Origin of the sequence: Flavobacterium sp. UGB4466 (genome assembly GCF_903469665.1) — a bacterium.
Taxonomy (GTDB): Bacteria; Bacteroidota; Bacteroidia; order Flavobacteriales; family Flavobacteriaceae; genus Flavobacterium; species Flavobacterium lipolyticum.
Map to the genome: position 1 here is coordinate 1 of NZ_CAGKLC010000128.1, position 10,093 is coordinate 10,093.

13 protein-coding genes are annotated in these 10,093 nt (G+C 33.3%); 3 read left to right on the forward strand and 10 right to left on the reverse strand.

The genetic code is table 11. The annotated features are described in order from the left end of the window. Positions 1-285 precede the first annotated feature (285 nt). Positions 286-882 (reverse strand): TetR/AcrR family transcriptional regulator, encoded by a 597-nt coding sequence (locus JO950_RS19645; RefSeq protein ID WP_202704165.1) that lies wholly within the window; start codon positions 880-882, stop codon positions 286-288. 1,097 nt (positions 883-1,979) lie between these two features. Between JO950_RS19645 and JO950_RS19650 the strand changes: the two genes are divergently transcribed. Then, entirely contained in the window at positions 1,980-2,159 is a 180-nt protein-coding gene (locus tag JO950_RS19650; protein WP_202704166.1) for a type II toxin-antitoxin system HicA family toxin, read from the forward strand. A gap of 25 nt (positions 2,160-2,184) precedes the next feature. Then, a complete protein-coding gene (locus tag JO950_RS19655; protein WP_202704167.1) occupies positions 2,185-2,580 on the forward strand; it encodes a type II toxin-antitoxin system HicB family antitoxin in 396 nt (131 codons plus the stop codon). Between the two features lie 215 nt (positions 2,581-2,795). Here JO950_RS19655 and JO950_RS19660 read toward each other — a convergent pair whose 3' ends face one another. The 7 genes from JO950_RS19660 to JO950_RS19690 form a co-directional block, all read right to left on the reverse strand. Further along, complete coding sequence (locus tag JO950_RS19660; RefSeq protein ID WP_202704168.1) at positions 2,796-3,719, reverse strand: bifunctional helix-turn-helix transcriptional regulator/GNAT family N-acetyltransferase; 924 nt, start codon at positions 3,717-3,719, stop codon at positions 2,796-2,798. 190 nt (positions 3,720-3,909) lie between these two features. Continuing rightward, on the reverse strand, positions 3,910-4,254 hold the full coding sequence (locus JO950_RS19665) for a cupin domain-containing protein (RefSeq protein WP_202704169.1): 345 nt from the start codon (positions 4,252-4,254) through the stop codon (positions 3,910-3,912). A gap of 11 nt (positions 4,255-4,265) precedes the next feature. Next, on the reverse strand, positions 4,266-4,697 hold the full coding sequence (locus JO950_RS19670; RefSeq protein WP_202704170.1) for a MauE/DoxX family redox-associated membrane protein: 432 nt from the start codon (positions 4,695-4,697) through the stop codon (positions 4,266-4,268). Positions 4,698-4,958: 261 nt separating this feature from the next. Continuing rightward, complete coding sequence (locus JO950_RS19675) at positions 4,959-5,753, reverse strand: AraC family transcriptional regulator (RefSeq protein WP_202704171.1); 795 nt, start codon at positions 5,751-5,753, stop codon at positions 4,959-4,961. A gap of 300 nt (positions 5,754-6,053) precedes the next feature. Next, positions 6,054-6,551, reverse strand: coding sequence for an SRPBCC domain-containing protein (locus JO950_RS19680; RefSeq protein WP_202704172.1), 498 nt, complete (start codon positions 6,549-6,551; stop codon positions 6,054-6,056). Further along, a complete protein-coding gene (locus JO950_RS19685) occupies positions 6,548-6,868 on the reverse strand; it encodes a helix-turn-helix transcriptional regulator (protein WP_202704173.1) in 321 nt (106 codons plus the stop codon). Before JO950_RS19685 ends, JO950_RS19680 begins: the two co-directional genes overlap by 4 nt. 339 nt (positions 6,869-7,207) lie before the next feature. After that, a complete protein-coding gene (locus tag JO950_RS19690; RefSeq protein ID WP_202704174.1) occupies positions 7,208-7,525 on the reverse strand; it encodes a GIY-YIG nuclease family protein in 318 nt (105 codons plus the stop codon). A gap of 395 nt (positions 7,526-7,920) precedes the next feature. Here JO950_RS19690 and JO950_RS19695 point away from each other — a divergent pair, with 395 nt between their 5' ends. Beyond that, positions 7,921-8,154 carry a hypothetical protein gene (locus tag JO950_RS19695; protein WP_202704175.1) on the forward strand — a complete coding sequence of 78 codons (234 nt, stop codon included), beginning with the start codon at positions 7,921-7,923 and terminating at the stop codon, positions 8,152-8,154. A gap of 110 nt (positions 8,155-8,264) precedes the next feature. Here the strand turns inward: JO950_RS19695 and JO950_RS19700 are convergent, their stop codons facing one another. Further along, positions 8,265-9,143: a toll/interleukin-1 receptor domain-containing protein gene (locus tag JO950_RS19700; protein ID WP_202704176.1), complete on the reverse strand. Its 879-nt coding sequence runs from the start codon at positions 9,141-9,143 to the stop codon at positions 8,265-8,267. Between the two features lie 135 nt (positions 9,144-9,278). Continuing rightward, a partial coding sequence (locus tag JO950_RS19705; RefSeq protein WP_202704177.1) for a macro domain-containing protein occupies positions 9,279-10,093 on the reverse strand: 815 nt, incomplete at its 5' end.

The window sequence follows — 10,093 nt, forward strand, 5'->3', positions numbered from 1 at the left end:
ATATTAAATTATCTAACGTTGTTAAGCTTTTAAGCCTGAATTTCTATATAATGAGCCTCCCAGTCCTATTTTAAAAACTGGTATTAAATTATTTATCACTGTTAAGTAAAATGAGAAAAAAGGTTTCTAAATTACTCTATTAAATTATTTATCACTGTTAAGTAAAATGAAAAAAAGGCTTCTAAATTACTCTATTAAATTATTTATCACTGTTAAGTAACAAGGCAAAGGTATTTTTTAATTGGCTATTAAATCATTTATCACTTTTAAGTAAAAATGAATTTTTTAGTACTGTATTGATTTTATGATACCACCAATCGCATCTTTTAGGATTTGAGCGTTAATGGTTTCCAGGATGTCACTTTTGTTAATGATATTAATGGCGATCAGACCATGAATAACAGAAAAGAAAGTAAAATATTTTTGTTTGATAATGTCTTCACTTGGATTACTGTCCTTCATAACTTCAGCAATTACCGAGGTAAACAATTTGTAAGGTGCTTCCTGAGCCGAACATCGTTGTGCACAGCAGGTCATTTGAACCCCAAACATTAATTGGTACATTTCAGTATTAGTAAAAGCGAAATCCCAGTAGGTCATCCACATGGCTTCTAACTGATCTTCGGGTTTTTCAAACTTATCTTTAGCAGTTTGTAACTCTTTGGCCAGTTTCAAAAAACCTTTACCGGTTAGTTCTTCCAGTATCGCTTCTTTATTCGAAAAGTATTCGTAAATAATTGGAGCAGTATACTCAATTCTGTCGGCAATTTTACGCATACTCAAACCATTCCAGCCTTCTTCTTTTACGATATCATAAGCAGCCCCAAGAATGTTATTTCTGGTCTCTTCTTTTTGTCTTAAAATTCGATCTTTACTAGCCATTTTAATTGAGTATTAAATTGTTTAACACCGTTAGGCAAATGTAGGACGGTTTTTCTGATTATGAAATAATTTTGTCATAATATTTTCTTATCGTGTCATAGGTAATCAATAAAAACCTCGTGAAGTCCTTATTTTATTAGCTTTTTAGAAATGTAGATTTTTTTAGAAGCAGCACATTTTGGCGCTTTTAAAACCATTTGTCCTGCTTTTCGCTAAATCTTTTTCTGTTCTCGTTAAAGAAACGAGAACAGAAAAAGGATATCGCTGCAATCAGGGCTAAACGAGGGACATATATATATCAACACAAAATGTTGTGGGGTTGATAGGAGTTATTCCTTTTATTAACGATTTTAGCTCTTCATTTAAGAGATAATTTTATTACAGCTGATTTTATAATTAGTGTTCTCTTTTGGTCTAAATATTTGAAATGTTTAAAAAGAACTGAAAGCCCAAAAGCATAAAAATAGTGCAGCGCACTATAAATTAAGATAATGAATCATATTGCCCTGAAGGGGCAAAAGCAGTTATCAATAAAGTATAAGATCTTGATTAAAAGTTGCTAACTTTCGGAAATGTCATCAAATAAGATAGGTGCTTTTTGGGTTATGCTTTCGCCCTTACAGGGCTAAAAGAGGTGCTCATCATTATTCATGGCACTTTGTGCCATGTTACTGCTAAGGCTTTTTCAGAGCAGCAGATTTCAAATACTTGTCTCTTATGGGTAAGCTGTAAATTAGTATTATTACAATTAAGAAATTTTAGGAAAATGTAAATCTTTAAAAGATTGCAAAAGGATGCCACTTTCATTCCTAAAGTGATTTACGATAAAGGGAATAGTATTTTTATCACTCTGCAACTTTTGAACCTGATTCTCTTTAGACTGACTAATACTTAAGCCTAATTTTATAAATTCACAGGTTTTCGTATTGATTCCGAGGTACTATTATTGTTATCAGAGAAACTGAATTCTGACAATTTAATAGCCTTGTTTTATATGCTTTTTCTTACTTTTATTTGTAATTGTTTCTATCTTCGTTACGAAGTAAAAATAATTATTTAAGATAGTAATTTTGCTATCTTTGTAAAATCATTATCAGATGAAATCGAGAGAATTTATTAGGGAGGCTATTAGGAATGGATGGGTATTCTTAAGACAAGGCAAAGGAAGTCACGAGATTTATGAGAAGGATGGTAAGCAGGTTGTAATTCCAAATCACGGATCAAAAGAGATTGGAAAAGGATTAGAACAGAAATTAAGAAAAGAAATGGGGCTTTAACTTCTTCAAAAAAGGATTGAAAACTATGAAAACAATTAGAATTATTATCGAAAGAAACGAAGACGGTTTTTGGGGATATGCAGAGAATGAAAATGCAATTGTTGGTGGTGGTGATACTGTTCAAAAATGCAAACAGGATGTACTCGATTGTATAGCAACTTTAAAAGATTTGGATAGCAATAACAGACCTTCCTTTCTTGAAAAAGAATATGAATTAGTTTATAAATTTGATACTGCCAGTTTGCTGAATTATTACAAAGGAATTTTTACAAATTCAGCTTTGGAGAGAATTACAGGTATAAATCAAAAACAGATTCAGCATTATGCATCCGGTCATCGGAATCCGAGATTAGCGCAACGAATCAAAATAGAAACAGCACTTCATAATTTAGGAAAGGAGCTTTTGGCTGTGGAATTATAAGTTTTAATCCGTGGAGTATAAAAAAACTAAACACATAGAAACATAGTTTTTAAACGTATAATAAGGATATAAAAAAAACATATTTCTTACATAGTAAAGTCTCTGTGTTTGTAGAATAAGTAAAACGCCTTTTTTGTAAGTGTAATATCTATGTTTCTATGTGTTTAAAAATAATTACAAAGGGTTAAGCTTTATTTATTTCACATCTCACATTCTCACATTTTCACATAATCCATTTCGACGTGTTCAATTCCTGCATCCAGGAAAAAGTTATCGGTTTGTTTGAATCCGTTTTTGATGTAAAAACGACTTGCATTGACTTGTGCATACAAATAGATCTTCTCCTCATCTTTTAAATCCGCTAAGATTTTTTGCAGGATTGCTTCTCCAATTCGTTTCCCGCGATAAGTATTCAAAACGGCAATTCTTTCAATTTTAAAACCCTTTTCCATTTGGCGGTAACGCGCCGCTCCGGCTGGCAAACCATTAACTGTGGCGAGATAATGAATCGCTTCTTCGTCGTCCATAGATTCGCGTTCCTGTGATACATTTTGTTCTTCAACAAACACTTGACGACGAATAGCAAAAGCAATTTCTATTAATTTGCTGTCGTCAATTTTCTCAACTTTTACAGTATTTCCTGTTGATTTTTGAGCAGATTCGCTCTTCATTTCTTTAATTGTGGTCATTCGGTCAAAAAGATTTTTAGTTTTTAAATTTTGGGTTACTTCGTGTATGGCTTTAAACAAATTATTTTCGGTATCTGTGAGTTCAATCAACGCTTCGGTCATGATTTGCCATAAAGGCTGTAATTGATCGATCATCTCGTTGGCTTTGTCTGTAAGGGTAATAAGGCGTTTTCTTTCGTCTTTGGCATCTTTCGTCGAACCAATCAGTTCTTTTTTTTCCAGCTCTTTCAGTAACGAAATAGTAGTAGGATGGGAGTAGCCAATTTCCTGAGAAAGCTCGACAACACTAATGGCTTTTTTCTGCGAAAGCACATACACCACCGGAAACCATTTGGGTTCAAAATCGATGTTCTGACTTTTGTAGAATAACTGCGCTTCTTTCCTCAGGTTTTCATTCAAACGCTGCAAAAGATTCCCCAATACCAATGACTTTGATTGCTCTAATACCATAAAAAATAATTTTAGTTCAAATTTACGTAGTTAACTACATATGTTGAGATGAGAGAGATTAATTTTAAGATTTTTTTATCTTTTTTTACTTTTGTTATTGGCTAAAAGCAATTTGCAGGACCGAATTAAAATCTGATCCTGCAACAAGGTTTTTTATGTAAGATGTGAAAATGTGAGATGTGAGATCTGTTTATTTAAGTATCACAACTTCTTCAGGAACTTTAAACAATAACACACAACCGGTTTTAGAAAATACAGAGTGACTGCTTCCCGGTGGCATGTACATATAATCGCCTGTTTTTAATTCGTCTTTTCCGGAGCGGACTTCGCCTTCAAGAACATAAATTTCTTCTCCGGCGGGATGAACATGATTAGGATACGAAGCACCCGCTTCAAATTTTAGTAAAAAAACAGTGGGTCTGTTGGTAGCGGGATCAAAGTATAAGGATTTGGCGGAAATGCCATCTGTTTTTACACCTTCTTCCATTAGAACTTTCCAGTCTTTTTCGCTGCTTCTTGTGATTTGTTTTTCCATTATAGTAATTTTTAGTTTGTTTTATTTTTCAGAATGATTTCGTCTAAACTCCAGTGGTATTTTTCTTCAGTTGACAAAAGAAAAGCTGCCATAGAAAAGGTAAATACAGAATAATCTAAAGGCTCTTTTACTCCAAAAGAATAAGTCATGGCAAGTGCAAAGCCAAAAGTTAAAATGGCAGCGCCAACAGCCGCAAATTTCGTTTGGTAGCCAATGAGCAGGAGGAAAGCCAATAGTGTTTCCAAAATAGTCGATGTTATGGCAATAGCAGGAATCCAGTTTTTAGGAACAAAAGAATTTACTTGTTCCGTATAAACCAGAAAGTTTTCCCAACCCGAAGAATGTTCTCCCCATAATCCCAGCCGACTTGAAACAGCAGATAAAAAACCTGCTGCTAAGGCAACCCGCAAAAGCAAAACGGCATATTTCTGATTTTTTTTCATCTTTTTGATTGCTTAATTATTGCAATACAAAGATGCGGAAGGCAGTATTGCTAAAGAATAGAGAATCCTCGAAAAAGCATGTAATTAAACTTTTTCAGAGTTTTTTTAATATGGAGGAAGTATAGAATTAGAATCTTAAATAAACGTATTTTATTTAAGCAAACACGGCTGTCTATGAGTTGAGAAACGAGTTTCTCTTTTGCAAAATCTTTTTACAGCACATAATATCTATGTTTCTATGTGTTTAAAATCAACGTCCTATTAGAAGTTAGTCGCTTTTTCTTTAAAAGATTTTGGGGAAGTGTTGGTGTGTTTTTTGAAGAAATTAGAAAAATAAAAAGGATCATTAAAGCCCAAGGCATAAGCGACTTCTTTTACCGATAGTTTCTCGTAAGTAAAAAGACGTTTGGCTTCGGAAATGATCAATCCGAAAATTACATTTTGAGCCGTTTTATTGGTATGCAGTTTCGAAAGTTCGTTTAGTTTCGATTCTGTTGTACCGATCAGTGTTGCTATTTCGTTTACAGAAAGGTTTTTGTCGAAGTTTTGTAAAATAGCTTCCAGAAAATGAAGAAACAGCGCGTCGGGTTTGTAGATTTCATCCCCGCGATTAATTTTGGTTCGGTTGATTTCAATCAATATCAATTCAATTCGGCTGTGAATAGAGGTGAGGTATTGATAGGGCATTTGTAGTAATTCTTTGCCTATCGTTTCTAATTCCTGAACAACAAACGGACTATTGTCCACCACAATCATTTCATTCATGGCAAAGTGACAAAACAGTCCGTTGTGGAAAATCAATTCCATATCCGTATCGTCTTTGCAGAAAAAATTATAGGTGAATTCTAAAACAAATCCCGTCGCATTCCCTATGTTTTTAAAATAATGAATCTGACCGGAAGTAATGGTGATAACAGCATTTTGGGTTAAGGTAAATTCATTTTCATCTACAGAAATAACAGTCGAACCCGAAGTGCAATACACAAGCACATATTTTAAAACGCGTCTGGGTTGTTCTAAATCTGTCGCCTGATCGAATGTTTTTATCGAAACCATATTGAGGATAGTGTTTGATCAAAAGTAAGATTTATTTCATGAAGTTGATCAAAGAGGGTATACAGATTTGTTCTGTTATTGCATTTTGGGGTACTGTGTGTGAATTTCTGTTCTGTGTAGTTGGAACGCACAAAGCACACGGATGGTACTGATTCGCTTTGCGAAGACGCGGATTAACACAGATTTTTTTATATTATTAGGTAGAAGTTAATTGATGTCTTCAAAATATTACTACCGTAAAAATCCGTGTAGATCCGCGTTTTCGTGAAACGAATCCGCGCAATCAGCGTTTCTTTATTATTATTCTGATAATGTTTTCAGCAATTGTTCCAGGTTGTCGATACTCATTTTAAACCCTTGCTCGAAGCCCATTTCAATCATTTTTTCCAGACGTTCCAAAGATTCATTGAAAATTGAGATACTCACCTTGGTAATACCGTTTTGTTCGCTAAAGCTATGATCCCAGTTGGAGCCCGGCAGTTCGCGATTTTCATTTTGGTCCGCAAAAGTATTGAACATCTTAAAATTTGTCTTTGGCGTAATCGAAGTGTATTCCTGAACCGCCCAGCGTTCGAATCCTTCAGGACTTACCATGGCATAGAATCTGCGTCCGCCAACTTCAAAAGTCATGTGTTTCGTTTTTGACGACCAGGGTTTTGGAGCTACCCATTGGTCCAGAAGTTCCGGTTTGGTAAAAGCATCCCAAACCAACGGAAGTTCTGCATTAAATTCTCGGTTTATGATTACCGTTTTGGTGGCTTTGTCTACGGTAAAATCAAATTGCAAATCGTTTTTCATTTGTTCTGTTTTTTAAGCGTTACTAATAGTTCGTCAAGCTGATTGAACTTGGTTTCCCAAATCGCTCTGAATTGGACTAACCATTGATCAATCTCTTTCATTTTTTCAATTTCAAGCGAATAGTAAATTTCCCGGCCTTGCTGTTCCTGTTTAAGCAAATCGCATTCGACAAGTATGCGAAGGTGTTTCGAAACCGACTGTCGGGAGGCGTTAAAGTTCTCTGCGATGGCATTTGGTGTCATTGCCTGTACAGCGATTAACGTTAGAATTGACCTTCTAGTTGGGTCGGCTATGGCTTGGAAAATGTCACGTCTCATAATATTCCGGTTTTAATTAAGAAATCAATTGGTTGCAAATATACGTGCAACTATTCGGTTTCGCAATTTTTTGTTGAATTATTTTTGAGAAATTTTAAAGAAATGATTTTTTAAGTAGCAGAATGGTAGTGTTTTAGGTGGTTGTTTTAATGTTTCAAGTTTCAGGTTTCAGGTTTCAGGTTTCAAGTTTATGCAGTCTTGTCATTTCGACTGAAAGGAGAAATCACACAAGAAACTCCGCAAAGCATGTCGCCAATCTTTGTCGATTAACAAGTGTGATTTCTCCTTCCAGTCGAAATGACAATTACTGGTGTCACAAAAAAGATCATTACATAAGTTTTATTCAAAATGAAAATTAAGAAATTCGAAAGTCGGATTAAAACTTCGTATAAGTTCAATTTTCTTATCACGTCTCCACTTTTTTAATTGTTTTTCTCTTGCAATGGCTTCCTGTATCCAAGTGAATTTTTCGTAGTAAACCAGAAACTGGATATTATATTTTGAAGCAAACGTTTTATTATTCAGCTCTATATTTTCTTTATGTTTTGAAAGCCTTTGCTTTAAGTTATTCGTGACACCAATGTAAAAAGTAGTACGATGCTTATTTGTTAAAATATATACGTAGTAGCTATGAAAGCCAATTTGTGGATTCAGCATTTTTCTTTTTTTTTTGTACGAATATACTTATTTTTACTATTTGTCATTTCGACCGAAGGGAGAAATCACACAAGAAACTCCGCAAAGCATGATGCCAATCTTTGTCGATCAACGAGTGCGATTTCTCCTTCCAGTCGAAATGACAAAAATGCGATAAATGCTTACTGAAATATAGATTTCTTATATTTGATAAATGAATGTAATTTATTGAGAGAAAAATCTTTCTTTTTCAAATAATTTTCTCTATATTTGAAGTTCCTATAATTACGACTTTAAATTAGAACAAGATTTGCCCTTGTATTATGTGTACGGTATCGGAAACGACCGTAAACGCTGTCGTAGGCGTTAGGAACACTAATATGCAAGGGTTTTGTATTCCTATTAATTACGACATTATGAAAACAAACACCCTTTCCAAAGAAGCCGAAACAAGGCTTATTGATTTTTTTAATCACACCATCGATCCTACCGAAATGGCAAAAGCCATAAGACAAGCCAATCACATACTTGCTTTAGGAGTCATCAGAGAACACGAAATTATGGAGAAAGAAAGAACCAGTCTGGAAAACAGCTTTTATTGGCTCAATGAATTGGCGGAGATTTTGAATCCTTATTTGTGTGAGGAGTAAGTTTATAAAATGGAAAAACCTCGATTTTTAGAAGTCGAGGTTTGTTCTTAGAGATATATTGTATTAATTACTTGGAGGGCATAGATTACAAATCCGCGCTATTGGGAGTATTATTTTATCATATTTACAAATTTAATTAGATTCTTTTCTGGATCAATTTCAACTTGATAAAAGTGTCTTGCATAAATATCAGCTCCATTTCGAGTTCTTTTATCTATGGTAATTTTTAAATCATCCATTCGATAACCAGCAAAATGCCCATAAGTAGGAAAAGGTAATTCATGCTCAATATCAATTTTCTCTCCTATTTTAGGATTGAATATTTTTTTTAAGCTTAATGGTAAAAGTATTGGTCTAATATCATCAATGTTCTCAAATTGTCGATTTGACTTTAATATGACATTTTGGTGTTTAGTTCGTCCTTCCAGTGTTGCGTAGCCAACCAATTCGTAATTTCCTCTATGAATTAGATTAGAGTGCTTTTCTATTTCTTTTTCCGAAGATTTTATTGACTTAATGATTTCTTTTTTCTCATCTTGAGTAATGATTTTTGCTGAATTTTTAATTGCTCGTACTAGGTTTAAGAAAAAATTATCAAACCCATTTGAAATAAATTTTACTCTATTATTATCAGTTGGTAAAACAACTTCATTTGATAAATCAGCATAAAGTAAATCAGATAATTCATCTGGAATTTTACATTCTCTATATTTGATAGGAATAATCTTTTGGATTAGTCCAGTACGTTGATTTTCGAGTGCTTTTTTCAATTCAAAAATCACCCAATCAGATTCAATCGATGCTGGAGATAATATAATCACTAGATGTGAAGTTTCTTCTATAGCATTTTCTAGTTTATTTACTAAACTGTCGCCAAAGTCTAATTGATCTTCATCTACCCATGTTTCGATAGTATTTTCTAACAAACAATCTTTCAAGTGTCTAACAAATTTTTTGTCCTTGCTACTATGGGATATAAATATTTTCATTAAAGTTTATTTTAGTCACAAATTTTAATAATGCTAACGATAAAATTGATGTTTATTTTCGTTTAGAGAAAGAATTTAGAGAAAGTATAAACTCTTACTGTGAGCTAATAATTAGAATTGAAGTTGAATATTCAGTTACTTTAAAACATGATTCAAATGATCTTTTATATCATATAGATTTATTCCAAAATTTTCCGCATCCTGTGGTCGTATTGCGATTATTAGTTTGTTGGAAAATTTAAATTGAACTGAAGCTTTTGTAAATGATTCAGCTATTAAGGCAATCATTTTTTTTCTACTAATTTTCACTCGTCCTCTTCCTGTTCCAATAACAGGGATAACAAGCTCTATAAGTTCTCCTTTTTTCCCAACGTAATCCCATAATCCAATTAAAGAAGCTTGAATTTCAGAAACAGAAGATGAGGCATTTCCTCCTTCTCCAAGTTTTGACATAGCTGTAAAATAGAATGTTTTTCCATGAGTATGAATAGGAACAGTAGTTCCAAATGGATAAGGAGGATTTGTATCAAGTTTTTGAAGTTCGTCATTAATTTTGTTTATTAATTCTATCTGATTACCAGTATAATATTTTGCTGTAAATTGACCTTGTAGACTATCAACTGCAATTTTGTTGCCAGCAACATCAGCCTCAAAAATGGTATTTGTACTAATCATTGTTGCTCCACTTAAATTAAATAAATCAGCAATACAAACTTCTATAGTAAAATCATGTTCTGGAAATGGAATAGTAATAGATTTTATAGGCCTCTTAAGAAGTATTGAGATTAAAATTGATAAAATTATAAAGATGAAAAATGCATACGCGCCATATTTATCTTTCGTATAAACATTAAAAAAGTCTAAGGTTTCTACTATAAGCCATATTATCCCAAAAATAGCTAGAATTGATTTTAAGCCTGACAAAGAGAAAATATATCGCCAATATGCTC

What these genes read in the sequence shown, in the direction of transcription:
- JO950_RS19685 (WP_202704173.1), bottom strand. Translation starts at nt 6,868, where the DNA reads ATGAGACGTGACATTTTCCAAGCCATAGCCGACCCAACTAGAAGGTCA.
- JO950_RS19655 (WP_202704167.1), top strand. Translation starts at nt 2,185, where the DNA reads ATGAAAACAATTAGAATTATTATCGAAAGAAACGAAGACGGTTTTTGG.
- JO950_RS19650 (WP_202704166.1), top strand. Translation starts at nt 1,980, where the DNA reads ATGAAATCGAGAGAATTTATTAGGGAGGCTATTAGGAATGGATGGGTA.
- JO950_RS19690 (WP_202704174.1), bottom strand. Translation starts at nt 7,525, where the DNA reads ATGCTGAATCCACAAATTGGCTTTCATAGCTACTACGTATATATTTTA.
- JO950_RS19665 (WP_202704169.1), bottom strand. Translation starts at nt 4,254, where the DNA reads ATGGAAAAACAAATCACAAGAAGCAGCGAAAAAGACTGGAAAGTTCTA.
- JO950_RS19645 (WP_202704165.1), bottom strand. Translation starts at nt 882, where the DNA reads ATGGCTAGTAAAGATCGAATTTTAAGACAAAAAGAAGAGACCAGAAAT.
- JO950_RS19660 (WP_202704168.1), bottom strand. Translation starts at nt 3,719, where the DNA reads ATGGTATTAGAGCAATCAAAGTCATTGGTATTGGGGAATCTTTTGCAG.
- JO950_RS19670 (WP_202704170.1), bottom strand. Translation starts at nt 4,697, where the DNA reads ATGAAAAAAAATCAGAAATATGCCGTTTTGCTTTTGCGGGTTGCCTTA.
- JO950_RS19700 (WP_202704176.1), bottom strand. Translation starts at nt 9,143, where the DNA reads ATGAAAATATTTATATCCCATAGTAGCAAGGACAAAAAATTTGTTAGA.
- JO950_RS19675 (WP_202704171.1), bottom strand. Translation starts at nt 5,753, where the DNA reads ATGGTTTCGATAAAAACATTCGATCAGGCGACAGATTTAGAACAACCC.
- JO950_RS19680 (WP_202704172.1), bottom strand. Translation starts at nt 6,551, where the DNA reads ATGAAAAACGATTTGCAATTTGATTTTACCGTAGACAAAGCCACCAAA.
- JO950_RS19695 (WP_202704175.1), top strand. Translation starts at nt 7,921, where the DNA reads ATGAAAACAAACACCCTTTCCAAAGAAGCCGAAACAAGGCTTATTGAT.